General features: G+C 64.1%; 24 protein-coding genes and 1 other RNA gene. 13 read left to right on the top strand and 12 right to left on the bottom strand.

The annotated features are described in order from the left end of the window. The first annotated feature begins 260 nt into the window (after positions 1–260). The gene (locus ACTJLC_RS03310; RefSeq protein ID WP_073429082.1) at positions 261–1,154 is read left to right on the top strand and encodes an HlyC/CorC family transporter; all 894 of its coding nucleotides are present in this window, start codon (positions 261–263) and stop codon (positions 1,152–1,154) included. Positions 1,155–1,202: 48 nt separating this feature from the next. After that, entirely contained in the window at positions 1,203–2,912 is a 1,710-nt protein-coding gene (lnt, locus tag ACTJLC_RS03315) for an apolipoprotein N-acyltransferase (protein WP_310131750.1), read from the top strand. Between the two features lie 128 nt (positions 2,913–3,040). Here lnt and ACTJLC_RS03320 read toward each other — a convergent pair whose 3' ends face one another. Next, entirely contained in the window at positions 3,041–3,799 is a 759-nt protein-coding gene (locus ACTJLC_RS03320) for a M48 family metallopeptidase (protein ID WP_310131749.1), read from the bottom strand. 100 nt (positions 3,800–3,899) lie between these two features. Here ACTJLC_RS03320 and ACTJLC_RS03325 point away from each other — a divergent pair, with 100 nt between their 5' ends. Then, entirely contained in the window at positions 3,900–4,139 is a 240-nt protein-coding gene (locus ACTJLC_RS03325; protein WP_310131747.1) for a hypothetical protein, read from the top strand. Between the two features lie 8 nt (positions 4,140–4,147). Here the strand turns inward: ACTJLC_RS03325 and ACTJLC_RS03330 are convergent, their stop codons facing one another. Next, positions 4,148–4,762: a glutathione S-transferase C-terminal domain-containing protein gene (locus ACTJLC_RS03330; protein WP_176035726.1), complete on the bottom strand. Its 615-nt coding sequence runs from the start codon at positions 4,760–4,762 to the stop codon at positions 4,148–4,150. Between the two features lie 344 nt (positions 4,763–5,106). On the opposite strand from ACTJLC_RS03330, the gene ACTJLC_RS03335 reads away from it, so the two are divergent. The 5 genes from ACTJLC_RS03335 to purH all read left to right on the top strand — a co-directional run bounded on the left by ACTJLC_RS03335 (position 5,107) and on the right by purH (position 10,908). Then, entirely contained in the window at positions 5,107–6,513 is a 1,407-nt protein-coding gene (locus ACTJLC_RS03335; protein WP_310131745.1) for an aminopeptidase P N-terminal domain-containing protein, read from the top strand. Positions 6,514–6,519: 6 nt separating this feature from the next. Further along, a complete protein-coding gene (locus ACTJLC_RS03340; RefSeq protein WP_083083171.1) occupies positions 6,520–7,749 on the top strand; it encodes a UbiH/UbiF/VisC/COQ6 family ubiquinone biosynthesis hydroxylase in 1,230 nt (409 codons plus the stop codon). A gap of 239 nt (positions 7,750–7,988) precedes the next feature. Then, positions 7,989–9,056 (top strand): tRNA dihydrouridine synthase DusB, encoded by a 1,068-nt coding sequence (gene dusB, locus ACTJLC_RS03345; protein ID WP_073429087.1) that lies wholly within the window; start codon positions 7,989–7,991, stop codon positions 9,054–9,056. Then, positions 9,053–9,286 (top strand): Fis family transcriptional regulator, encoded by a 234-nt coding sequence (locus tag ACTJLC_RS03350; protein WP_006049915.1) that lies wholly within the window; start codon positions 9,053–9,055, stop codon positions 9,284–9,286. The genes dusB and ACTJLC_RS03350 overlap by 4 nt, the downstream gene beginning before the upstream one ends. Positions 9,287–9,342: 56 nt before the next feature. Next, a complete protein-coding gene (purH, locus tag ACTJLC_RS03355) occupies positions 9,343–10,908 on the top strand; it encodes a bifunctional phosphoribosylaminoimidazolecarboxamide formyltransferase/IMP cyclohydrolase (protein WP_310131741.1) in 1,566 nt (521 codons plus the stop codon). Between the two features lie 129 nt (positions 10,909–11,037). On the opposite strand, the gene ACTJLC_RS03360 is transcribed toward purH, so the two are convergent. After that, on the bottom strand, positions 11,038–11,277 hold the full coding sequence (locus ACTJLC_RS03360) for a hypothetical protein (RefSeq protein ID WP_073429089.1): 240 nt from the start codon (positions 11,275–11,277) through the stop codon (positions 11,038–11,040). Between the two features lie 130 nt (positions 11,278–11,407). Between ACTJLC_RS03360 and ruvC the strand changes: the two genes are divergently transcribed. The 3 genes from ruvC (at position 11,408) to ruvB (ending at position 13,696) form a co-directional block, all read left to right on the top strand. Beyond that, entirely contained in the window at positions 11,408–11,950 is a 543-nt protein-coding gene (ruvC, locus tag ACTJLC_RS03365; RefSeq protein ID WP_073429090.1) for a crossover junction endodeoxyribonuclease RuvC, read from the top strand. 71 nt (positions 11,951–12,021) lie between these two features. Then, entirely contained in the window at positions 12,022–12,603 is a 582-nt protein-coding gene (ruvA, locus tag ACTJLC_RS03370) for a Holliday junction branch migration protein RuvA (protein WP_073429091.1), read from the top strand. Between the two features lie 28 nt (positions 12,604–12,631). Continuing rightward, positions 12,632–13,696 carry a Holliday junction branch migration DNA helicase RuvB gene (gene ruvB / locus ACTJLC_RS03375; protein ID WP_073429092.1) on the top strand — a complete coding sequence of 355 codons (1,065 nt, stop codon included), beginning with the start codon at positions 12,632–12,634 and terminating at the stop codon, positions 13,694–13,696. Positions 13,697–13,755: 59 nt separating this feature from the next. Here ruvB and ACTJLC_RS03380 read toward each other — a convergent pair whose 3' ends face one another. The 3 genes from ACTJLC_RS03380 to tyrS form a co-directional block, all read right to left on the bottom strand. Continuing rightward, positions 13,756–14,415 carry a histidine phosphatase family protein gene (locus ACTJLC_RS03380; RefSeq protein WP_083083163.1) on the bottom strand — a complete coding sequence of 220 codons (660 nt, stop codon included), beginning with the start codon at positions 14,413–14,415 and terminating at the stop codon, positions 13,756–13,758. 105 nt (positions 14,416–14,520) lie between these two features. Then, complete coding sequence (gene dtd, locus ACTJLC_RS03385) at positions 14,521–14,979, bottom strand: D-aminoacyl-tRNA deacylase (protein ID WP_083083161.1); 459 nt, start codon at positions 14,977–14,979, stop codon at positions 14,521–14,523. Between the two features lie 31 nt (positions 14,980–15,010). Beyond that, the gene (tyrS, locus tag ACTJLC_RS03390; RefSeq protein WP_073429095.1) at positions 15,011–16,255 is read right to left on the bottom strand and encodes a tyrosine--tRNA ligase; all 1,245 of its coding nucleotides are present in this window, start codon (positions 16,253–16,255) and stop codon (positions 15,011–15,013) included. A 204-nt stretch (positions 16,256–16,459) separates the two neighbouring features. On the opposite strand from tyrS, the gene ACTJLC_RS03395 reads away from it, so the two are divergent. After that, on the top strand, positions 16,460–17,590 hold the full coding sequence (locus tag ACTJLC_RS03395) for an anhydro-N-acetylmuramic acid kinase (RefSeq protein ID WP_440843251.1): 1,131 nt from the start codon (positions 16,460–16,462) through the stop codon (positions 17,588–17,590). A 59-nt stretch (positions 17,591–17,649) separates the two neighbouring features. Here ACTJLC_RS03395 and erpA read toward each other — a convergent pair whose 3' ends face one another. From erpA to rplM, 3 genes are all read right to left on the bottom strand, one after another. Then, entirely contained in the window at positions 17,650–18,015 is a 366-nt protein-coding gene (gene erpA / locus ACTJLC_RS03400; protein WP_073429097.1) for an iron-sulfur cluster insertion protein ErpA, read from the bottom strand. A 267-nt stretch (positions 18,016–18,282) separates the two neighbouring features. Continuing rightward, positions 18,283–18,675 (bottom strand): 30S ribosomal protein S9, encoded by a 393-nt coding sequence (gene rpsI / locus ACTJLC_RS03405; protein WP_073429098.1) that lies wholly within the window; start codon positions 18,673–18,675, stop codon positions 18,283–18,285. Between the two features lie 11 nt (positions 18,676–18,686). After that, the gene (gene rplM, locus ACTJLC_RS03410) at positions 18,687–19,115 is read right to left on the bottom strand and encodes a 50S ribosomal protein L13 (RefSeq protein WP_020069304.1); all 429 of its coding nucleotides are present in this window, start codon (positions 19,113–19,115) and stop codon (positions 18,687–18,689) included. A gap of 674 nt (positions 19,116–19,789) precedes the next feature. Here rplM and ACTJLC_RS03415 point away from each other — a divergent pair. Next, the gene (locus ACTJLC_RS03415; protein WP_073429099.1) at positions 19,790–20,212 is read left to right on the top strand and encodes an OsmC family protein; all 423 of its coding nucleotides are present in this window, start codon (positions 19,790–19,792) and stop codon (positions 20,210–20,212) included. Positions 20,213–20,322: 110 nt separating this feature from the next. On the opposite strand, the gene rnpB is transcribed toward ACTJLC_RS03415, so the two are convergent. From rnpB to pyrC, 3 genes are all read right to left on the bottom strand, one after another. Further along, positions 20,323–20,736, bottom strand: an RNA gene (rnpB, locus tag ACTJLC_RS03420) — RNase P RNA component class A. A 96-nt stretch (positions 20,737–20,832) separates the two neighbouring features. Next, positions 20,833–21,669 carry a DUF3025 domain-containing protein gene (locus ACTJLC_RS03425; RefSeq protein WP_440843252.1) on the bottom strand — a complete coding sequence of 279 codons (837 nt, stop codon included), beginning with the start codon at positions 21,667–21,669 and terminating at the stop codon, positions 20,833–20,835. A gap of 11 nt (positions 21,670–21,680) precedes the next feature. Then, positions 21,681–22,742, bottom strand: coding sequence for a dihydroorotase (gene pyrC / locus ACTJLC_RS03430; protein ID WP_310131728.1), 1,062 nt, complete (start codon positions 22,740–22,742; stop codon positions 21,681–21,683). Positions 22,743–22,849: the final 107 nt, after the last annotated feature.

A 22,849-nucleotide genomic window follows, 5' to 3' on the forward strand; every position in this document is an offset into this window, starting at 1 on the left:
AACGGTCGATGCGCCGCCCGCCTGCCGAACGGAACGCGCCCGCCGCAAGCATGCTCATCGCGTAACCAGCCGCGCTTTTTTGCTTCGGAACGCTTTTCCCCGCGTAATCAGTTAGGATTGACCTACGCTTCGCCTGCGCGACGGGGCGGTTTCACCGTTGCTTCACTCATCGCCAGCCAGGCGGGACACGGTCCTGCCATGTGCGTGGTGTATCCTTAATGCTCTGCAACAGCGCGCCCAGTCTTGCCGGGCGCACTACCATGAACGACACGTATCCCAGTCGACGCCAACTCGACAAACCGCACGAAAAACGCTCACTTCTCGAGCGTCTGACCGACTTCATTTCGCCCGAGCCCGACTCGCGCGCCGAACTTCTGGAAATCCTGCAGGACGCGCACGAGCGCAACCTGATCGACGCCGACTCGCTGTCGATGATCGAAGGCGTATTCCAGGTCTCCGAACTCAGCGCCCGCGACATCATGGTGCCGCGCGCGCAAATGGACGCGATCAACATCGCGGAAAGCCCCGCGGAATTCATTCCCTACGTGCTGGAAAAAGCGCACTCGCGCTATCCGGTCTACGAAGGCAATCGCGACAACATCATCGGCGTGCTGCTCGCCAAGGACCTGCTGCGCTATTACGCCGAAGAGGAATTCGACGTGCGCGGCATGCTGCGCCCCGCCGTCTTCATTCCCGAATCCAAGCGCCTGAACGTGCTGCTGCACGACTTTCGCGTGAATCGCAATCACCTCGCGGTGGTGGTCGACGAATACGGCGGCGTGGCCGGCCTGATCACGATCGAGGACGTGCTGGAGCAGATCGTCGGCGACATCGAGGACGAATACGATTTCGACGAGGAAAGCGGCAACATCATCGCGTCGCCGGACGGGCGTTTCCGCGTTCGCGCGCTCACCGAGATCGAGCAGTTCAACGAGGCCTTCGGCACCCATTACTCGGACGAGGAAGTCGATACGATCGGCGGCCTCGTCACGCATCACTTCGGGCGAGTGCCGCATCGCGGCGAAAAGGTCCGCCTCGACGACCTGATCTTCGAAATTCTGCGCGGTGATGCCCGCCAGATCCACATGCTGCTGGTGCGCCGCGATCCGCTCGCCGGCCAGCGCGAGCGCGAAGCACAGCACGTTCAAACCTGACCGGCTTCGTTTCTTCGCTTCCCAACTCCTCACGCCGACCGCGCAATAATGGCCGACCCGATTACCACCCGTTCGCGCAGCGGCGTGAGCGCCGCTGCCGCCGACACCCGCGGCCGCGCGCTGCCCCGCTGGCATTACCTCGTCGCACTGGCCGCCGGTGCGGCGAACACGCTGTCGTTCGCGCCCACGCCGCATGGCGGCTGGCTCGAACTCGTCATCTTCACGTTCTTTTTCGCGTGGCTCACGCGCAGCACCGGCTGGAAAAGCGCCGCGCTGACGGGCGGCGCCTTCGGCTTCGGCAACTTCGTCTCGGGCGTCTGGTGGCTGTACGTCAGCATGCACGACTACGGCGGCATGGCCGCGCCGCTCGCGGGCGCGGCGGTGGTGCTGTTCTCCTTGTATCTGGCGCTCTATCCCGCGCTGGCCGCCGGCGTGTGGTCGTTTTGCGCCGGCCACGCGCGCAACGGCGCGTCCAACACCGACAAACCGTTTTCCCCGACGTGGCACGGCGCGCTCGCCTTCGCGAGCGCCTGGGCGATTAGCGAATGGCTGCGCGGCCTGATATTCACCGGTTTTCCGTGGCTCGCGAGCGGTTATGCACAGGTGGATGGACCGTTCGCCGGTTTCGCGCCGGTGGCGGGCGTGTATGGCGTCGGCTGGATATTGGCGCTGACGGCGGCGCTGATCGTGCAGGCGCTGCTGCCGCTGCTGCCCGCGCGCGTGTTGGCCGACAGCGGCGGCAGTCAACCCACCGGCTCTGAACGCAGCATTGCGCGCATCGCGGTTCCCGGCGGCATCGCGTTGGCGCTGATCGCGGCCGGCCTGCTGCTGCCGCTCGTGCAATGGACGGTGCCCGCCAACGCGCCACTGACGGTGCGCCTCCTGCAAGGCGACGTGAAACAGGAAATGAAGTTCGAGGAATCCGGTATGCGCGCCGCGATCGAGCAGTATCAGCAGATGATTACGTCAAAGCCCGCCGACCTCATCATCACGCCGGAAACCGCCATTCCCGTGCTCGCGCAGCAGTTGCCGCCGCGGTTCGCGTCGGCGGTGCGCGATTTCTCGGATTCGACCGGCAGCGCGATCCTGTTCGGCGCGATCGGCGGCACCATCACGCCGGAAGGCCGGGTGGTCGACTATACGAACAGTCTGTTCGGCGTCACGCCCGGCACCCGCGACGTGTATCGCTACGACAAACATCACCTCGTGCCGTTCGGCGAATTCGTGCCGTGGGGCTTTCGCTGGTTCGTCAATCTGATGAGCATTCCGCTTGGCGATTTCGCGCGCGGCGCGCCGGTGCAGAAGCCGTTCATCGTGCATAACCAGCCGGTCGCGGTCGACATCTGCTACGAGGACATTTTCGGCGAGGAGATCGCGCGCACCATTCGCGAGAGCGACACGCCAGCCGGCGTGCTGATCAACTCCACCAACCTCGCCTGGTTCGGCGACACCATCGCGCTCGACCAGCATCTGCAGATCGCGCGCATGCGTTCGCTGGAGACGGGCCGGCCCATGCTGCGTGCCACCAACACCGGCATGACCGCCGCGATCGACGCCAACGGCAAGGTGCTCGGACGGCTGACGCCGTACACGATCGGCTCGCTCGATCTGACGGTGCAAGGCACTTCGGGCAGCACGCCCTATGTGACGAGCGGCAACAATACGGTGCTGGCGGTTTCGTTGCTGCTGCTGGCGTTTGGGTTTGCATTCGGGCCGGGGATAACGCGGCGCCGGAATGGAAACAATAAGCCGCAGTAAATCCTGCGTCACCGCGCCGTCCGTTCATGCGTGAAAGCGGCGCGGTGAATTCATCGCCGAACATCAACCCTCAATAGAAAAACGCGCGCTGACGGGATTCCGCCAGCGCGTTTTCCATAAATCAGGCGTTACTGATTCGAAGCGATCCGCTGCTGAATATGCTGCGCACGCGCCGGTGAAGCGGGATGCGAACTCAATATGCTCGATTTGCCGCCGTCCGCCTGCGCGAGTTTGTTAAATGCCGTCACCAATCCCGACGGATCGAGCTTCTTCTTTTTCTGCAAATCGAACGAATAATCGTCGGCCGCGCTTTCCTGGGCTTGCGAGAATTGCGCGTTAATCAGCTTCTCGGAAAACTCGCCGAGCTGCGAACCGGACAGCGCCGCCGCCACGCCGCCCGTTGAAGACGCCACCGAGCGCACCGCCGAGGTCGCGTATGCGACCTGCATCGCCTTCTTCGTATGGCCCAATGCCACGTGGCCCATTTCGTGGCCGACCACGCCGCGCACTTCGCTGTCGTTCATCATGTCCATCAGGCCGCTGTAGACGCGCACACAGCCGTTGGCCATTGCCCAGGCGTTGACGTCCTTCGTGAGATACACCTTGTAGTTCACCGGCGTGCCGTTGATGTTGTCGCCCAGTTGCGCGGCGATCTTGTCGAGGCGCTTCTGGTACTTGCTGTTCGGCGCGGCGATCTTGTTTTCGCTGTCCAGTTGCGCGCAGGACTTGTCGCTCAGCGCGCGCACGTCGGTGTCGCTCAAGGTGGCGGCCTGGGTGGCCAAGTGGCCGGACTGGATCAAGGCGGACGGATCGACATTGCCGACACTGGAGCATGCGGCAAGCAACGCGAACGCCGAAGCGGCGATGACGAGGCGATACTGTTTCATCGTGGAAGTCTCTTTGCGATGTTATTGATTTCGGCGACGCGCTTTTAATGCGCCGCCCCATTCGCAATGGCCGCCTACTGCCGACAAATAAAATCAGTGTATGTCGATTGCATCAGCCATTGCGCCACGCGCGCAGACAAAAAAAACGCCTGACGAGCAGGCGTTTTTTACCACGATGCAAGGTTTTATTCATGCTTTTGCAAGCTTGAATGACCTCAATTTTCAAAGTTGCCGCGAATTCGGGCAAGCATTCGTTCACGACGGCCGCATCGCCGGCGCGGTGCTTACTCGCTGCTTATGCGGTTCTTATTCGCTTCTTATTCCCTGTGCACGCCGATAACCGCCCGTTCAATTCGCCGGCACGGTGTCGATAAACGACTGGCGCAGCGAAAGCTTCTGAAAATGCTTGTCCAGATTCGGATACGGTTCACGCCAGTTCAACTCGGGCATGCGGAAGTCGAGGTAGCCTAGCGCGCAGCCCACCGCGATGTCCGCGAGCGTGTAGTGATTGCCCGCGCACCACGGCTTGCTGCCCAAACCCTGCGACATCGCGATCAGGCTTTCGTCGATCTTGCGCTGCTGCCGCGCGACCCAGGCTTCCACGCGCTGCTCGGGCGCGCGCTGCGTGCCTTCGAGGCGAATCAGCACTGCCGCGTCCAGCATGCCGTCGGCGAGCGCCTCCCAGCAACGCACCTCGACACGCTCGCGCCCCGACTGGGGAATCAGCTTGCCGACCGGCGACAGCGTGTCCACGTATTCACAGATCACCCGCGAGTCGAACACCGCTTCGCCATCTTCCATCACGAGGCAGGGCACCTTGCCGAGCGGATTGAAGGTGTGAATCTTCGTGTCCGGCGCCCAGACGTTCTCGGGCACCAGTTCGTAGTCGATCTTCTTGTCGGCCAGCACGATCCGCGCTTTACGCACGAAGGGGCTGGCGAGCGAACCGATGAGTTTCATCATGACCATCTGCCTTTTCTTGAATTCGGCGAAAGTATAAGGGCTTGGCGGCATTCCCGAGCAGCACGCCGCACGTTCGCGAGCCGCATGCAGACTCGTTGTGGATGGATTGCAACATTGCCCCGTCGCTCGTTCTGCGTCTAGCCGGCCGAACGGCCAACGCGGCGGCAAGGGGCGCGCGGACGGCATGCACGGGCGGCCATCGCGCTGTCTTACGTTGGCGCGGTGTAGCGGCCACGGGGGCCGGGCGGCGGCCTCCAGCACTTCGTGGGCTCGGCCGCCGTCACGGGCCTGCGCGCCAGTAGCCCCGTCAAATAGGTCGCGGCATTGGGCGCTACAATCGCACGATGAACCAGCCGACCGAACCCACCATCGCCATCGACGTCTACCGCACGCGCCGCGAGCGCGTACTCGCCGCGCTGCGCGCCGCGGGCGGCGGCGTCGCCATCGTCCCCACCGCGCCCGAAACGGTGCGCAACCGTGACGCCGACTATCCGTACCGGCACGACAGCTACTTCTATTACCTGACCGGCTTCACCGAACCCGAGGCATTGCTGGTGCTCGACGCCAGCGCCGCGACCGGCGAGCCGGCGTCGATCCTGTTCTGCCGCGAGAAAAACGTCGAGCGCGAGACGTGGGAAGGCTTCCGCTTCGGCCCGGAAGGCGCGCGCGCGGCGTTCGGCTTCGACGCCGCATTCGCCGTCGGCGAAATCGATGCGCAACTGCCTCGGCTTCTCGCCGACAAGCCGTCGGTGCATTACGCGCTCGGCACGTCGGCGCAACTGGATGAGCAAGTGCGCGGCTGGCTTGCGGCGGTGCGCGCGCAAGGCCGCAGCGGCGTCGCGGCGCCCGGCGCCGCGCGCGACCTGATGCCGCTGCTCGACGACATGCGGCTCTTCAAGGACGACCACGAACTCGCCGTCATGCGCCGCGCGGGGCGGATTTCCGCGCAAGCGCATCGTCGCGCGATGGCCGCGTGCCGCCCCGGCGTGCGCGAGTACGAACTCGAAGCCGAGTTGCTCTACACGTTCCGTAAATTCGGCGCGCAGGCGCCGGCTTACACGTCGATCGTCGCGGCGGGCGCCAACGCTTGCGTGCTGCATTACCCGGCAGGCAACGCGATTGCCCGGGACGGCGACCTGATCCTGATCGACGCGGCGTGCGAACTCGACGGCTACGCGTCCGACATCACCCGCACCTTTCCGGCGAGCGGCCGCTTCACGCCGGCGCAGCGCGAACTCTACGACATCGTGCTGGCCGCGCAGCAGGCCGCCGTCGACGCCACGCGTCCCGGCGCCAGCTTCGACGAGCCGCACCAGGCCGCGGTGCGCGTGCTGTCGCAAGGCTTGCTCGACACCGGCATCGTCGAGCGCACGAAGTTCGCCTCGGTCGACGACGTGATCGCCGAGCGCGCCTACGCGCCCTTCTACATGCACCGCACCGGCCACTGGCTCGGCATGGACGTGCACGATGTCGGCGACTACCGCGAGCGCGGCGCGCCGCGCGACGAAGCGGGCACGCTGCCGTGGCGCACGCTGCAGGCGTCGATGACGCTGACCGTCGAGCCGGGCCTGTACATCCGTGCGGCCGAAGGCGTGCCGGAGCGCTACTGGAATATCGGCATCCGCATCGAGGACGACGCGATCGTCACGCCGACCGGCTGCGAGCTGATGACGCGCGACGTGCCGGTGGCCGCCGACGAGATCGAGGCGCTCATGCAGGAAGCCCGCGCGGCCCATGAAACGAGGACGTAATCCGCGATGAACGACGTTTCCCAGTCGGCGGTGATTCTGAAGCCCGCCGCCTCCGCTCAGTCATTCGATTTCGACGTGACGATCGTCGGCGCCGGTCCGGTCGGGCTGGCGCTCGCCGGCTGGCTGTCGCGCCGCAGCGCGACGCATGCGCTCAAGATCGCGCTCGTCGACGCGCGCGAGCCGGAGGATTCGATCGCCGATCCGCGCGCGATCGCCGTGTCGCACGGCAGCCGGATGATTCTGGAGCCGCTGAACTGGCCCGCCGACGCCACCGCGATCGAGCGCATTCACGTGTCGCAGCGCGGACACTTCGGCCGCACGCTGATCGACCAGCGCGAGCACGGCTTGCCGGCGCTCGGCTACGTGCTGCGCTACGGCTCGATCGTCCACGGTCTCGCGCAAGCGGTGCATGCCACGCCCGTGCACTGGTTCCGCTCCACCTCCGCCGCCGCGCCCACGCAGGAACACGACGGCGTCACGCTGCCGATCGAAACCGCGGGCGTCACGCGGCATTTGCGCACCCGCATTCTGGTGAACGCCGAAGGCGGCCTGTTCGGCGATCAGAAGAAAGCCGGCAAGAGCGCGGCGGCGGGCGACACGCGCGACTACGGGCAAACCGCGCTGGTCGGCACGGTCAGCGCATCGGCGCCGCAGCCGCACGTGGCGTGGGAGCGCTTCACGTCCCAAGGGCCGATCGCGCTCCTGCCGATGGGCGGCGTGCGCGGCGCGGATTACGCGCTGGTGTGGTGTTGCGCACCCGAGGAAGCCGCGCGCCGCACGCAGCTTTCCGACGACGAATTCCTGCGCGAACTCGGCGCCGCCTTCGGCGACCGGATGGGCCGCTTCACGCAGATCCGGGGACGCGCGTCGTTTCCGCTCGGACTGAACGCGGTGGATACGCTCGTGAAGGGCCGCGTCGTCGCGATCGGCAACGCGGCGCAGACGCTGCATCCGGTGGCGGGCCAGGGTTTGAATCTCGGCCTGCGCGACGCGCACGCGCTCGCCGACGCGCTATCCGCGGAAGGCCCGACGCCGCTCGCCCTCGCGACTTTCGCGCAACGCCGCGCGCTCGACCGGCGCATGACGATCGGCGCCACCGACACGCTCGCGCGTCTGTTCACCATCGACTTTGCGCCGCTCGCGATCATGCGCGGCCTCGCGCTCACCGCGCTCGAATTCGTGCCGCCGGTGAAAACCGCGCTGGCGCGTCAGATGATGTTCGGACAGCGCCGCTGAGCGCACCGCCCGCTTGCGCCGCGCGGTTTTTTTGCGCGGTTTTCCGGGCGCTTGGAGCAAGCGGCGCAAACGGCGGCGGCTCTATGAACCGGCCCGCTTTCATAGAAGATTTAATGGGTTACGGTCGACACATGTCGAGTCCCGGTTACCCGTTAACGCTAAAATAGCGGTTTTCCCTTGCATTTCGCGAACGCTCCGATTGACGAAATTGAACAATCGGTTGCGCGCGCGTCCACGTCATGCCCACTCTCGGCTCCCACAATCTGCGTAACAACCTGTTCGTCGCCCCGATGGCCGGCGTGACCGACCGGCCGTTCCGGCAGCTCTGCAAGCGGCTGGGCGCGGGCTATGCGGTGTCGGAAATGGTCGCCTCGAACGCGCAGTTGTGGAAAAGCGAAAAGACCATGCGCCGCGCCAACCACGCGGGCGAGGTCGAGCCGATCGCCGTGCAGATCGCCGGCGCCGATCCGGCCATGATGGCCGAGGCGGCCCGCTACAACGTGGCGAACGGCGCGCAGATCATCGACATCAACATGGGCTGTCCGGCCAAGAAAGTGTGCAACGTGGCGGCGGGTTCGGCGCTGTTGCAGAACGAACCGCTGGTGCAGCGCATCGTCGAGGCGGTGGTGGGCGCGGTGGGCGTCGGCCCCGACGCGGTGCCCGTCACGCTGAAGATCCGCACCGGCTGGGATCGCGACAACCGGAACGCGCTCACCATCGCGCGCCTCGCCGAAGCCGCCGGCATTTCGATGCTGACCGTGCACGGCCGCACGCGCGCCGACCTGTATCACGGCGAGGCCGAGTACGACACCATCGCCGCGGTGAAGGCGGCGGTGCGCATTCCGGTGGTCGCCAACGGCGACATCACGTCGCCGCAAAAAGCGCGCGAGGTGCTCGCCGCCACCGGCGCCGACGCGATCATGATCGGCCGCGCCGCGCAAGGGCGCCCGTGGCTGTTCCGCGAGATCGAGCATTTCCTGCAAACGGGCGAGTTGCTGCCGCCGCCGCGCATCGACGAAATCCAGCAGGTGATGAACGAGCATCTCGAGGATCACTACGCGTTCTACGGCGAATTTACCGGTGTGCGCACTGCGCGCAAGCACATCGGCTGGTACACTCGCGGCCTTTCTGGCGCCAACGTGTTCCGGCATCGCATGAATACGCTGGACACCACGCGCGAACAACTCCTCGCCGTCAACGAATTCTTCGACGCACAGAAGGCGATCTCCGAGCGCCTCGTCTACGTCGACGAAACGCTCGACAACAACGACGGCGAGCCGGACCATACCGACCGACTAGCAGCATGAGCAAGAACAACATCGAACAATCTGTCCGCGACAGCCTGGGCATCTATTTCCAGGATCTCGACGGCTCCAATCCGCACGACGTCTACGACATGGTCATTTCATGCGTGGAAAAACCTTTGCTCGAAGTGGTGCTCGAGCAGGCCGGCGGCAATCAGTCGCTGGCCGCCGAGTATCTCGGCATCAACCGCAATACGCTGCGCAAGAAGCTGCAACAGCACGGTTTGTTGTAGCGCGTCGTCATTTCTTCGCGCCCTGCCACGTTTCCCTTCGGCTTTTCGTCTTCATCATGATCAAGCAAGCGCTCATCTCCGTTTCCGACAAGTCCGGCATCGTCGACTTCGCCAAGTCGCTGTCGGACCTCGGCGTCAAGATCCTGTCGACCGGCGGCACCGCGAAACTGCTCGCGGACGCGGGCCTCTCCGTCACCGAAGTCGCGGATTACACCGGCTTCCCGGAAATGCTGGACGGGCGCGTGAAAACGCTGCATCCGAAGGTGCACGGCGGCATTCTCGCGCGCCGCGATCTGCCGGAGCACATGGCTGCGCTCGAAAAGCACGACATTCCGACGATCGACCTGCTGGTCGTGAACCTGTACCCGTTCGTGCAGACGGTGTCGAAGGAAGCGTGCTCGCTGGAAGACGCGATCGAGAACATCGACATCGGCGGCCCGACCATGCTGCGCTCCGCTGCGAAGAATCATCGCGACGTGACGGTGGTGGTCGACCCGGCGGACTACGCGGTCGTGCTCGAGGAGATGCGCGCGAACGGCAACGCGGTGTCGTACAAGACGAACTTCCGCCTCGCCACCAAGGTATTCGCGCACACCGCGCAATACGACGGCGCGATCACGAACTACCTGACGAGCCTGACCGACGAATTGCAACACGCGTCGCGCAACACGTATCCGGCTACCTTCAATCTCGCGTTCGACAAGGTGCAGGACCTGCGCTACGGCGAAAACCCGCACCAGAGCGCCGCGTTCTATCGCGACCTGTCCGTGCCGGCCGGCGCGCTCGCGAACTACAACCAGCTGCAAGGCAAGGAACTGTCGTACAACAACATCGCGGATTCCGACGCGGCGTGGGAATGCGTGAAGACCTTCGACGTGCCGGCCTGCGTGATCGTCAAGCACGCCAATCCGTGCGGCGTGGCGGTGGGCGCGGACGCGAGCGAAGCGTATGCCAAGGCGTTCCAGACCGATCCGACCTCGGCGTTCGGCGGCATCATCGCGTTCAACCGCGAAGTGGACGAAGCGGCGGCGCAAGCCGTGGCCAAGCAGTTCGTCGAAGTGCTGATCGCGCCGTCGTTCAGCGTCGAGGCTCGCCAGGTGTTCGCGGCCAAGCAGAACGTGCGTCTGCTGGAAATCGCCTTGGGCGAAGGCCATAACGCGTTCGATCTGAAGCGCGTCGGCGGCGGTCTGCTGGTGCAGTCGCTCGATTCGAAGAACGTGCAGCCGCGTGAATTGCGCGTGGTCACGAAGCGTCACCCGACGCCGAAGGAAATGGACGATCTGCTGTTCGCGTGGCGCGTCGCGAAGTATGTGAAGTCGAACGCCATCGTGTTCTGCGGCAACGGCATGACGCTCGGCGTCGGCGCGGGCCAGATGAGCCGCGTCGATTCCGCGCGCATCGCGAGCATCAAGGCGCAGAACGCCGGTTTGACGCTGACCGGTTCGGCCGTGGCGTCGGACGCGTTCTTCCCGTTCCGCGACGGTCTCGATGTGGTGGTGGCCGCGGGCGCGACCTGCGTGATCCAGCCGGGCGGCTCGATGCGCGACGACGAAGTGGTCGGCGCGGCTGATGAGCACAACATCGCGATGGTGTTGACCGGGGTGCGGCACTTCCGGCATTGATTCCGGCTTTTTGGGGCACGGCGCGCGGTTCGATTGACGCATCGGTCACCCAGTTGGCTTGAATGAGACGGCTTGGTGGAGACTTCCATCAGGCCGTTTTTTTGTTGCCTTCCCTCTGCGCTGCACCGTTCAATCGTCCGGGTCCTTTCTCTCGTAACCTCCGCTGACATCGGGATGCTGACTGATGTAAGTGCTGAGCCCCTGCCCTCGTCGCGCGAGACGCTTGAGCGCAGCAACGTGCTTCACACCGACGCTCGCCTCCGTGTACCAATACGCGACGCCGGTCTTGAAACGGACCGCGACATAGTCGTCGCCAATCTCATACGCCGCGACGCCCGAATCGCCACTGACATTACGATAGCGCTCCATCCGCGATGACCTCCCTGTACGCATGCAGCAGCAGTTTTTATTCCGCCGACATCGCCGCATGCCGGCCGCCGCGCGGCACGTTCGTTGTAGTATCGCAGGCACCAGCTTTTTACCGCGCGTGCGGCACTCCATGAGAATTCTCGGCATCGACCCCGGCTTGCGCGTGACCGGCTTCGGCGTGATCGATCAAAGCGGTCACACGCTCAGCTATGTCGCGAGCGGCGTCATCAAGACCGCCGACGCGGATCTGCCGTCGCGTCTCGGCACCATTTTCGAAGGCATCTCCACGCTGATTCGCCAGCATTCGCCGGATCAGTCGGCGATTGAAAAAGTGTTCGTCAACGTCAATCCGCAATCCACTTTGCTGCTCGGCCAGGCACGCGGCGCGGCAATCTGCGGACTGGTGGCGGGCGGCGTGCCGGTCGCCGAATACACCGCGTTGCAGTTGAAGCAGGCCGTGGTGGGCTACGGGCGCGCAACCAAGGAGCAGATGCAGCAGATGGTGGTGCGGCTGCTCAGTCTTTCCGGCGTACCCAGTACCGACGCCGCCGACGCGCTCGGCATGGCGATCTGCCACGCTCACGGCGGATCGACGCTGAGCACGCTCGGCGGCATCGCACCCTCGCTGGCGAAGAAGGGGCTGCGGGTCAGGCGCGGACGCCTCGTCGGTTAAGCGAAAAAGCGCACGACGCGCTGCCCGCTCGCTGCGCTACACTCGCCCTTTCTCTCAAGAATGAACTCCCCATGATCGGTCGCATTGCCGGCGTTCTGCTGGAAAAAAATCCGCCGCATTTGCTCGTCGACTGCAACGGCGTCGGTTATGAAGTCGACGTGCCGATGAGCACGTTCTACAACCTGCCGTCGACCGGCGAGCGTGTCGTGCTGCTCACGCAAATGATCGTGCGCGAGGACGCGCATCTGCTGTATGGCTTCGGTACAGCCGAGGAACGCTCGACCTTCCGCGAACTGCTGAAAATTTCCGGCATCGGCGCGCGCATGGCGCTGGCGGTGCTCTCGGGCATGAGCGTGCACGAACTCGCGCAGACCGTGACGCTGCAGGATGCGGCGCGTCTCACGCGCGTGCCGGGCATCGGCAAGAAAACGGCGGAACGGCTGCTGCTCGAACTGAAGGGCAAGCTCGGCGCGGATCTCGGCGCGATGGCCGGCGCGGCGTCGGCATCCGGCCACGCCCCCGATATCCTCAACGCGCTGCTTGCCTTGGGCTACTCCGAGAAAGAAGCGTTGGCGGCCGTCAAAAACGTGCCGGCCGGCACCGGCGTTTCCGAGGGCATCAAGCTGGCGTTGAAGGCGCTGTCCAAGGGTTGAAGCCAGGCGCGCGCGGTACAATGAACCCATGATCGAAACCGACAAACTCGCCGCCGAACGCATCATCGCGGCCACGCCCGTCTCGCCGAACGAAGAAGCGTTCGAGCGCGCGTTGCGCCCGCGCCAGCTCGAGGAATACGTCGGGCAGGAAAAAGTGCGCGGCCAGCTGGAAATTTTCATCGAGGCCGCCAGGCGCCGTTCGGAATCGCTCGACCACGTCCTGCTGTTCGGGCCGCCTGGTTTGGGCAAGACCACGCTCGCGCACATCATCGCGCGGGAAATGGGCGTGAATCTGCGGCAAACGTCCGGCCCAGTGCTCGAACGCGCCGGCGATCTCGCCGCGCTGCTCACCAATCTCGAAGCCAACGACGTGCTGTTCATCGACGAAATCCACCGGCTCTCTCCGGTCGTCGAGGAAATTCTGTATCCGGCGTTGGAGGACTATCAGATCGACATCATGATCGGCGAAGGGCCGGCCGCGCGCAGCGTGAAGCTGGACCTGCAGCCGTTCACGCTGGTCGGCGCGACCACGCGCGCGGGCATGCTGACCAATCCGCTGCGTGACCGCTTCGGCATCGTGGCGCGGCTGGAGTTTTATAACGCCGAGGAACTTTCGCGCATCGTCACGCGTTCGGCGTCGCTGCTGAATGCACAGATCCATCCGGACGGCGCGTTTGAAATCGCCAAGCGCGCGCGCGGCACGCCGCGGATCGCCAACCGGCTGCTGCGGCGCGTGCGCGATTTCGCCGAGGTGAAAGCCGACGGCAACATCACCGCGCAAGTGGCCGACGCGGCGCTCAAAATGCTCGACGTGGACGCGGTCGGCTTCGACCTGATGGACCGCAAGCTGCTCGAAGCGATTCTGCACAAGTTCGACGGCGGCCCGGTCGGCGTCGATAATCTCGCGGCTGCCATCGGCGAAGAGCGTGACACGATCGAAGACGTGCTCGAACCGTATCTGATCCAGCAAGGCTTCCTGCAGCGCACGCCGCGTGGGCGGGTCGCCACGCTGCTGACCTACCGGCATTTCGGTCTCGCCGCGCCGGACTCGTCGAGCGGACTGCCGGGCTTGTGGGATTCGGCCGCGACCTGAGCCGGGCGCATGCAGTTCGAAGCGGCGCGCCCCAGCGCCCCGCCCGATCGACTTCGCGGTTACAGCACCTTCTTGAAACTATCGTCCGCGCTGGGCGCATCGAGATGCGACACGTCCGCCCACGACACGATGGACGCCTTGCCGTCGTCAAAATCCACCACGTTCACGCTCGTATTCAGCAACGCGTAATCACGCGGCGCATCGAGCGGCAAGGCGCATGCGAACCGGCGCACGCAATCGAGCACGCCGCCATGCGCGACACACGCGATTCGTCCGCCAGGATGCGCGGCCACTAGCGGCTCGACCGCATGCAGCACGCGATGGTAGAAGACGCGTTGCGACTCGCCTTCCGGCGGTGCGAAACCCGGATCACGGGTTTGCCAGTGCGCGTGTTCATCGGGGAAACGCGCGGCGATCTCGTCGCTGTCATGCCCCTGGAACGCGCCATAGGAGCGCTCGCGCAAACCCTCGCGCAGTTGCAGCGGCAAGCCGAGCATCTCGGCAATCGGCTGCGCGGTTTGCTGCGCGCGCTGCAGGTCGCTGGAATAAATCGCATCGAGCCGCGCGCCCTGCTTCGCTTCATTCGCGATGCGGCGCGCAAGGCGTTGCGCCTGCTCGAGCCCGGTCGTCGCAAGCGGAATGTCGATGTGACCTTGAATGCGCTTGATGCGGTTCCAGTCGGTCTCGCCGTGGCGGATGAACAGAATCTGCGTGGTCATGGGATGAAGTGGGCGCCATTCGCCGGTTATGCCGAGCCGGTATTGTCGCAAATGCGGCCGGAGAGTAGACGCGCGCGCCGTTGCGCGCCTCATGTTGGCGCGCGCTTAGGCGTTCGCCTGGAGCCAGAAGGTGACCGGCCCGTCATTGACGAGCGACACCTGCATGTCAGCGCCGAATTCGCCTGTCTCCACAATCGGATGCTTCACGCGGGCCGCCGCAACGAAGTAATCGAAGAGCCGCTTGCCTTCATCCGGTGGCGCGGCTGGCGTGAAGCTGGGGCGCAAGCCGCTGTTCGTATCCGCGGCCAGCGTGAACTGCGAAACGAGCAGCAAACCGCCTGCGCGGCCCGCGCCGTCGAGATTCTGCACGGAGAGATTCATCTTGCCGGCCGCGTCGCTGAACACGCGGTAGCCGAGCACCTTGGCGAGCAGCCGGTCGGCTGCGGCTTCTGTGTCGCCGCGCTCCGCGCAGACGAGCGCCAGCAGCCCCGCTTCGATCGCGCCGGTCACGCGATCGTTCACGCGCACTTCCGCGTGCCGCACACGCTGGATCAGCGCGATCATCGGCGCCGCTCCGAATGCAATGCACGGCTCATCAGGCCGTCAGCGTGACGCGCGCAAAACGGCGCTTGCCGACCTGCACGACGTACTCGCCGGCCTCAACCTTCAGACCCTTGTCGGACACGGTCGCGCCGTCGATCTTCACGCCGCCTTGCTCGATGTTGCGCAGCGCTTCGCTCGTCGACGGCACGAGGTTGGCCTGCTTGAGCAACTGGCCGATCGCGAGCGGCGCGCCGGCCAGCGTGAGCGACGGAATATCGTCCGGCACCCCGCCCTTCGCGCGATGGTTGAAGTCTTCGAGCGCGCGCTCGGCGTCGGCTTGCGAGTGAAAGCGCGCGACGATTTCCTGCCCGAGCATCACCTTGAAATCACGCGGATTGCGGCCCGCTTCGATCTCTTTCCTGAAGCCGGCGATCTCTTCCATCGGGCGGAACGAGAGCAGCTCGAAGTAACGCCACATCAGCACGTCGGAAATGCTCATCAGCTTGCCGAACATGTCGTTCGGCTTTTCGCTGATGCCGATGTAGTTGTTCTTCGACTTCGACATCTTCTCGACGCCGTCGAGCCCTTCGAGCAGCGGCATCGTCAAGATGCACTGCTGTTCCTGGCCGTACTGCTTCTGCAACTCACGGCCGACCAGCAGATTGAATTTTTGATCCGTGCCGCCGAGTTCGAGGTCGGCGTTCAGCGCGACGGAGTCGTAGCCTTGCATCAACGGGTACAGGAACTCGTGGATCGAGATCGGCACGCCGCTCTGGAAACGCTTGGTGAAATCTTCACGCTCGAGAATCCGCGCGACCGTGTAGCGCGACGCGAGCTTGATCATGCCGTCCGCGCCGAGCGGCATCGACCACTCGCTGTTGTAGCGGATCTCGGTCTTGTCGCGGTCGAGCACGAGCGCGGCCTGCTCGAAATAGGTTTTCGCGTTCGATTCGATCTGCTCGCGCGTGAGCGGCGGCCGCGTGGCGTTACGGCCCGACGGATCGCCGATCAGCGACGTGAAATCGCCGATCAGAAAGATCACTGTGTGACCGAGGTCCTGCAACTGACGCATCTTGTTCAGCACGACCGTATGGCCGATGTGAATATCTGGCGCGGTGGGATCGAGCCCGAGCTTGATGCGCAGTGGCGTGCCGGTCGCCGCGCTCTTCGCGAGCTTTTGCGCGAATTCCTCTTCGATCAGCAATTCGTCCACGCCGCGCTTGGTGACGGCGAGCGCATGACGGACTTCGTCGGTGATCGGAAAAGCGGGACTGGGCTTGGTGGACTCGGTGCTCATGCTGGAAACTTGAAGTCGCGAAAAAGGGTGATTGTCCCATAGATGCACGCCGCCGCGCCCACTGAGTCGGCCACAACGGGTGCGGCGGCGCACGATTTCCGCGTGCGGGCATGGCGGTGAGCGCGGTCGCGCTTTTTCTTCAGCCGCGCTTGCGCCAAGAATCTGCTACAACCAACGCAACGAACCATCGACAGGAGCAGCAACGTGGCGCAAGACCCCGCAGACGGCATCTACTTCGGATTGATGTCAGGCACGAGCATGGACGGCGTGGACGGTGTAGCCGTCAGATTTGCCCAAGGGAAACCGCCGGAGGTGCTGGCCGAGGCGTTTGTCGGCTTCGCGGCGGGCCTGCGCGAAGCGCTGTTCGCCTTGCAACAGCCGGGAGACAACGAAATCGAACGCGAGGCGCTGGCCGCCAACGCGCTCGCGACCCGTTACACGGTGTGCTGCCACGAACTGCTGCGCGGCGGACGCCTATCCGCCCCGGAGGTGCGCGCGATCGGCGTGCACGGGCAGACGGTGCGGCATCGGCCGGAAAAAGGCTACACGCGGCAGATCAACAACCCCGCGTTGCTCGCGGAAATGATGCATATCGACGTCATCGCCGATTTCCGCAGCCGCGACGTCGCGGCGGGCGGGCAAGGCGCGCCGCTCGTGCCGGCGTTTCATGCCACGGTGTTCGGCATGAAGGACGAGACGCGGGTGGTCTGCAATCTCGGCGGCATCAGCAACATCACGGTTCTGAACGCGACCGGCAGCGTGCGCGGCTTCGACTGCGGGCCGGCGAACGCGCTGCTCGACGAGTGGGCCGAACGCCATCTCGGCAAACCGTTCGACGAAAACGGTCATTTCGCGGCGGGCGGCCAGGTGGACCGCACGCTGCTCAACGCTTTGCTCGATGAGTCGTTTTTCGCGCAGCAGCCGCCGAAAAGTACCGGCCGCGACCTGTTCAATGCGGAATGGCTCGACGCAAAGCTACAGCCGTTCGCAACGCTCGCCCCCGCGGATGTGCAAGCGACCCTGGTCGCCCTCACGGCGGTGACGGTCGCACGCGAAATCGAGCGGCATGCGTCGGATGCGAGAGCGGTCTACGTATGCGGGGGCGGCGCGCGCAACCCGGAGATTCTGAAGGCGCTGCAGCAGGCGCTGGAGGACAGCGGCGTCGGCGGCGTTCCGGTAATGACGACCGACGCGCTCGGCGTGCCGCCGAGCCAGGTCGAGGCGCTAGCGTTCGCCTGGCTGGCGATGCGCTGCGTGGCGCGCCTGCCGGGCAATCTGCCGGCGGTCACCGGTGCGGCCGCGGAACGCGTGCTGGGGGCGATTTATCCTCGCTGACAAATGGAAACGGGGCCGAAGCCCCGTTTCCATTTACAACTTGTTCGCCTAACCGGCCATCAAACCGAGAACGACGAGCCGCAACCGCAGGTGGTCGTGGCGTTCGGGTTCTTGATGACGAATTGCGCGCCGTTGATGTCGTCCTTGTAGTCGATTTCGGCGCCGACCAGATACTGGTAGCTCATCGAATCGATCAGCAACTGGACACCGCTCTTGTTCATGATGGTGTCGTCTTCATTAACGGCTTCGTCGAACGTAAAACCGTACTGAAAGCCCGAGCAGCCGCCGCCCTGCACGAAAACGCGCAGTTTGAGGTCCGCATTGCCTTCTTCTTCGATCAGTTGCTTGACCTTGTCAGCCGCTGCGTCGGTAAAAACGAAGGGGGCGGGCATCTCGGTCACGGGTGTGTCGGTGACTGCGTTCATTCGAACTCTCCAAAAAGCTTCTAACCGCTATTGTAGGGCTGATCTCGATATCGTGCCGAAGCCCACAAAATCAATGGGTTCTTCCACGAAAATCGACGGGCGGCGCGATTGCCGGCAGCAGCCCGCCCGAGCGGATGAATCGCCGGCCACGCGCTGAATCCACCGCGACAGAGCGACGCCGCGCGAGCAATAAAAAAGCCGCCTTCGCGAAAGCGTTGGCGGCTTTTGCGGCGCTCCAGCCCGAAAGCCGGTTCGCACCCGAAGCGATTAACGCTTCGAGAATTGCTTCCTGCGACGTGCCTTGTGGAAGCCGACCTTCTTACGTTCGACTTCACGGGCATCACGCGTCACGAAGCCGGCGTGCGACAGTTGCGGCTTCAGCGTTGCGTCGTAGTCCATCAGTGCGCGGGTGATGCCGTGGCGAACCGCACCGGCTTGACCCGTTTCACCGCCACCCGTGACGTTGACCTTGATGTCGAACGTAGCGGCGTGGTTCGTGAGTTCCAGCGGCTGACGCACGATCATGAGCGACGTTTCGCGCGAGAAGTAATCGGCGATGGGCTTGCCGTTCACAACGATATCGCCCTTGCCTGCCTTGATGAAGACGCGTGCGACGGCGCTCTTGCGGCGGCCCGTGCCGTAATTCCAGTTACCGATCATGTGGGCTCCCCTTAGATCTCGAGCGCTTTCGGCTGTTGTGCCGAATGCGGGTGCGTTGCTTCAGCGTAGACCTTCAGCTTCTTGATCATCGCGTAGCCCAGCGGGCCCTTCGGCAGCATGCCCTTGACCGCTTTCTCGAGCGCACGGCCCGGGAAGCGTTCCTGCATCTTGCCGAACGTCGTTTCATAGATACCGCCCGGGTAACCCGAGTGGCGATAGTACTTCTTGTCAGTAGCCTTGTTGCCCGTGACCTTCAGCTTGCCGGCGTTGATAACGATGATGAAATCACCGGTGTCGACGTGGGGAGTGAATTCAGGCTTGTGCTTGCCGCGAAGACGGTGTGCCACTTCGCTGGCGACACGCCCGAGAACCTTATCCGTCGCGTCAATCACGTACCATTCGCGCGTCACCTCATGGGCTTTTGCGGAAAACGTCTTCATGATCGATCCAAAAAAATTGCTGCGCCCAATGTGTTTTTTCCTGCTTGTAGTGTGCGCATCGAGGCGCGTGCAGGCTCTCCCTGTTCTTCCTCCGCGGGCGCGGATGCGGAAAAGCCCTGAATTATAAAGGAATTTGCTACACCAAGTCAAAAGGCGCGGGAGTTTGCGCGAGATGTGCGGTGATCTGGCTGGCAAGGCGCGCTATGTAGCCCGCTGTCCTGCTGAAATCAGCCTCGCACGGAAAAAGGCGCGGACGAAAAAAAACCCGAACGAGCGGTTCGGGTTTAATCCACCAAAGGAGGAGGTGGAGGAGACAGCGGAGGTTGCGAACTGCTGCAACCGATGAAATCGATTATATGAGACGCCCTTGTGCAACGCAAGAACATTTGCATTGCGAAATGCTATCCCGCAATATGAGAAACACTATCGTTGCAGGCCGGACCGTCGAGTTTCCTTTGAAATTAAGGTACAAGGCCTCTTTGCCAGCGCATGCGGACGTGCCGTCTAGAGTAAAACCCCTAAAGTCCCCATGCATTCCCCGAACCGACTGTGCATGCCGCAGTGCAACACGCAAGTAGCTAGTTCGCATAATTTCGGGCGAAAGTCGCCTCGGGCGGACACCCAAACGCCGGGCTACAATGCGTCTCTCATAGCGAAGCGCGGTGGAGCACAGCATGGAATGCAAAGTTAGCTGGATGGGGCAGGACGGGATGGCGTTTGCGGCCGAGACGGGCAGCGGCCACCTCGTCACGATGGATGGCGCGCCGGAAGGCGGCGGCCGCAATCTCGCGCCGCGTCCGATGGAAATGGTTCTGCTCGGCACGGGCGGCTGCACCGCCTACGACGTCGTGATGATCCTGAAGAAAAGCCGCCAGGAAATCGCCGGCTGCTCGGTGACGCTGAAGGCCGAGCGCGCCAGCGAAGACCCGAAAGTGTTCACCAAGGTTCACTTTCATTTCACCGTGACCGGCAAGAACCTGAACCCCGCCACGGTCGAGCGTGCGATTAATCTGTCGCACGACAAATACTGCTCGGCCTCGATCATGATCGCGAAAACCGCCGAGCTCACGCACTCATTCGACATCGTCGCGGGCTAAGGAGTCGCGCGGCGCGCGGTTCGGCGCGCTCGCTGCTAACCGCCGCCCAGCATAAGCACGAAATAAAATGCCGGCGTCCGCATGGACGCCGGCATTTTTGTTATATCAGGTGGCAAAGCAGGCCGATAAGCCGGATTCTGTGCACGCGCCACGTCCGAAAACGCGACGCGCGTGGCAGCCATTCCTCTAGGCGCGCCATTACTGACACGCTCGAGCTTCCTACCCGCAGACGTGACGGGGGCCCCGTCCTGCATCTCGAAGATGCTAGCCTGCCTACTTGGAATTGCTCCGGGTGGAGGTTACCGTGCCGGTCTGCCTTGCAGCAGCCGCGGTGCGCTCTTACCGCACCGTTTCACCCTTACCTGATCCCGGCTTGCGCCGGGCCATCGGCGGTTTGCTTTCTGTTGCCCTGTTCCGCGTGTCGCCACGGATGGCCGTTAGCCATCACCCTGCCCTGTGGAGTCCGGACTTTCCTCGCCCTCTTTGGCCGAAGCCGCGGAGGCCGCGACTGCCTAGCCTGCTTTGCTGGCGAGGATTTTAACACTTGGGTAGCCGGCAAGCCGCTTGAACCGCTGAAATAGCCGAATGGCCAAGTCCATGAGGGGAGCGGCGCCAGCCCCTTAAAGCGTCTGGCCGACGCGCCGGCCTGCCCGAAACACGGAAATGTCGTCGTAAAACGCGGGCGATTCGTTCTCCGCCCACCAGCCGGGAATGCCCAGCACGGGAAGCGGCGCGAACATACGGCTCGTCAACGCGTCGGTGTTCAGGAGCGCCGCGCTCACGGATTCGTCGAGCCACGCGTCGCGCGCCACGGCGTCCCATCGGAAGTAGTCGGACGGCACATCGACGATCCACGCATGCCCCGTGCAGGCCTTGAACGGCGCGATCAGCTTTTCCAGCAACGCGTGGCCGAAGCAGCGCACTTCGCAACTCGCACCCCAAGCGTCGCGCCGGGCAACCAGCAGCGTCCGCCAGTCGAATCCGCGTAACGCGGCGCTCAATGCCGGATCGGCGCAGGCGAACAGCAACGCGTTCTCGTCGAACAAGGTCAGCGTGTCGCGTACGCCGCCGCGGGTCGGACCGACGCCCAGCACGTCGATTGCCGCCGACTGCCGCGCATTCAGCGCCGCCTTGATACGCGGAAATGCAAACCACATCGAACCGTTGAAGAAGTCATGCAGATTGTGGCGTGTCGGCACGCAGCCGGTGGCCGCGATATGCGCCTCGTATGCGGCGCCGGGCGGCAGATCGTCTTGCGCGATGAACGCAAGCCGCTGCCCGCGCCCGGTGGTCTGCCGCATCTCGCCGGCATCGGCGTTCATTTCGGCGAGCAGGGCCGCGTAACTGGTCAGCGCGGCCTGCTGCCAGCGCTGGCCGCGCCCGGCGAACTGCGCGAACCACGGCGCCGTCCAGTCGATATCGGCGAAGCCCGGCCGCGCCGCGTCATGCACCTGCATCTAAGGCGACCTCAAACCAGGCGCCAGGCGATCGACTCGCCGCCACGCAGCGGCACAACCGGTGTATCGCCGACCGGCAGCTCGGCCGGCAACGTCCATTCCTCACGACGCAGCGTGACCTTCTCCGCGCTGCGCGGCAGGCCGTAAAAATCAGCGCCGAAAAAGCTGGCGAAGCCTTCGAACTTCTCCAGCGCGCCGGCTTTGTCGAATGCTTCCGTATAGAGCTCGAGCGCGTGCAGCGCCGTGTAGCAACCCGCGCAGCCGCACGCGTGTTCCTTCAGACCCTTCGGATGCGGCGCGCTGTCGGTGCCGAGAAAGAAACGCGGATTGCCGGAAGTGGCCGCCTCGACCAGCGCCACGCGATGCGTCTCGCGCTTGAGCACCGGCAAGCAGTAGTAATGCGGACGAATGCCGCCCTGGAAAATCGCGTTGCGGTTGTACAGCAGGTGATGCGCGGTGATGGTCGCGCCCAGCAGCCCCGGCGCCACGCCGGCTTCGCGGATGTAGTCGACCGCATCTTTCGTGGTGATGTGTTCGAACACCACCTTCAGCGCCGGAAACTCGCGGCGCAGCGGCGTCATCACGCGGTCGATGAAAACTTTCTCACGGTCGAACAAATCGATCGACGAATCCGTCACTTCGCCATGCACGAGCAGCGGCATGCCGGTTTCCTGCATCACTTCGAGCGTTTTCGCGCACTTCATGATGTCGGTGACGCCCGCGTCGGAGTTGGTCGTCGCGCCCGCCGGATACAGCTTCACGCCATGCACGAAACCGCTTTCGCGTGCGCGGCGGATTTCGTCGGGCGGCGTGTTGTCGGTCAGATAGAGGGTCATCAGCGGCTCGAACCGCGCGCCGGCCGGAATCGCGGCGATGATCCGCTCGCGGTACGCCTGCGCCATCGCCGTGGTGGTGACCGGCGGCTTCAGGTTCGGCATGATGATCGCGCGACCGAACTGGCGTGCGGTATCCGGCAGCACGGCGGCGAGCATCGCGCCGTCGCGCACATGCAGATGCCAGTCGTCCGGGCGAGCGATGGTGAGGGAATCGATGGGAGCGTTGGGAGCGGTCATGGCGAAGGGGCGAGATTCTGCGGCAAAAAGCCAATCGACCTGTTCAAACCGCAACATTGCAGCCTAAACACACGTCAATTTTGCTATTTGGCGTTTCTGGCTCGGTG

It is taken from the genome of Paraburkholderia sp. 22099, assembly GCF_052045835.1.
GTDB classification, from domain to species: Bacteria; Pseudomonadota; Gammaproteobacteria; order Burkholderiales; family Burkholderiaceae; genus Paraburkholderia; species Paraburkholderia terricola.

Excerpts from the sequence above, each read along its gene's own strand:
- ACTJLC_RS03310 (WP_073429082.1), top strand. The coding sequence starts at position 261 with ATGAACGACACGTATCCCAGTCGACGCCAACTCGACAAACCGCACGAA.
- lnt (WP_310131750.1), top strand. The coding sequence starts at position 1,203 with ATGGCCGACCCGATTACCACCCGTTCGCGCAGCGGCGTGAGCGCCGCT.
- ACTJLC_RS03320 (WP_310131749.1), bottom strand. The coding sequence starts at position 3,799 with ATGAAACAGTATCGCCTCGTCATCGCCGCTTCGGCGTTCGCGTTGCTT.
- ACTJLC_RS03325 (WP_310131747.1), top strand. The coding sequence starts at position 3,900 with ATGTCGATTGCATCAGCCATTGCGCCACGCGCGCAGACAAAAAAAACG.
- ACTJLC_RS03330 (WP_176035726.1), bottom strand. The coding sequence starts at position 4,762 with ATGATGAAACTCATCGGTTCGCTCGCCAGCCCCTTCGTGCGTAAAGCG.
- ACTJLC_RS03335 (WP_310131745.1), top strand. The coding sequence starts at position 5,107 with ATGAACCAGCCGACCGAACCCACCATCGCCATCGACGTCTACCGCACG.
- ACTJLC_RS03340 (WP_083083171.1), top strand. The coding sequence starts at position 6,520 with ATGAACGACGTTTCCCAGTCGGCGGTGATTCTGAAGCCCGCCGCCTCC.
- dusB (WP_073429087.1), top strand. The coding sequence starts at position 7,989 with ATGCCCACTCTCGGCTCCCACAATCTGCGTAACAACCTGTTCGTCGCC.
- ACTJLC_RS03350 (WP_006049915.1), top strand. The coding sequence starts at position 9,053 with ATGAGCAAGAACAACATCGAACAATCTGTCCGCGACAGCCTGGGCATC.
- purH (WP_310131741.1), top strand. The coding sequence starts at position 9,343 with ATGATCAAGCAAGCGCTCATCTCCGTTTCCGACAAGTCCGGCATCGTC.
- ACTJLC_RS03360 (WP_073429089.1), bottom strand. The coding sequence starts at position 11,277 with ATGGAGCGCTATCGTAATGTCAGTGGCGATTCGGGCGTCGCGGCGTAT.
- ruvC (WP_073429090.1), top strand. The coding sequence starts at position 11,408 with ATGAGAATTCTCGGCATCGACCCCGGCTTGCGCGTGACCGGCTTCGGC.
- ruvA (WP_073429091.1), top strand. The coding sequence starts at position 12,022 with ATGATCGGTCGCATTGCCGGCGTTCTGCTGGAAAAAAATCCGCCGCAT.
- ruvB (WP_073429092.1), top strand. The coding sequence starts at position 12,632 with ATGATCGAAACCGACAAACTCGCCGCCGAACGCATCATCGCGGCCACG.
- ACTJLC_RS03380 (WP_083083163.1), bottom strand. The coding sequence starts at position 14,415 with ATGACCACGCAGATTCTGTTCATCCGCCACGGCGAGACCGACTGGAAC.
- dtd (WP_083083161.1), bottom strand. The coding sequence starts at position 14,979 with ATGATCGCGCTGATCCAGCGTGTGCGGCACGCGGAAGTGCGCGTGAAC.
- tyrS (WP_073429095.1), bottom strand. The coding sequence starts at position 16,255 with ATGAGCACCGAGTCCACCAAGCCCAGTCCCGCTTTTCCGATCACCGAC.
- erpA (WP_073429097.1), bottom strand. The coding sequence starts at position 18,015 with ATGAACGCAGTCACCGACACACCCGTGACCGAGATGCCCGCCCCCTTC.
- rpsI (WP_073429098.1), bottom strand. The coding sequence starts at position 18,675 with ATGATCGGTAACTGGAATTACGGCACGGGCCGCCGCAAGAGCGCCGTC.
- rplM (WP_020069304.1), bottom strand. The coding sequence starts at position 19,115 with ATGAAGACGTTTTCCGCAAAAGCCCATGAGGTGACGCGCGAATGGTAC.
- ACTJLC_RS03415 (WP_073429099.1), top strand. The coding sequence starts at position 19,790 with ATGGAATGCAAAGTTAGCTGGATGGGGCAGGACGGGATGGCGTTTGCG.
- ACTJLC_RS03425 (WP_440843252.1), bottom strand. The coding sequence starts at position 21,669 with ATGCAGGTGCATGACGCGGCGCGGCCGGGCTTCGCCGATATCGACTGG.
- pyrC (WP_310131728.1), bottom strand. The coding sequence starts at position 22,742 with ATGACCGCTCCCAACGCTCCCATCGATTCCCTCACCATCGCTCGCCCG.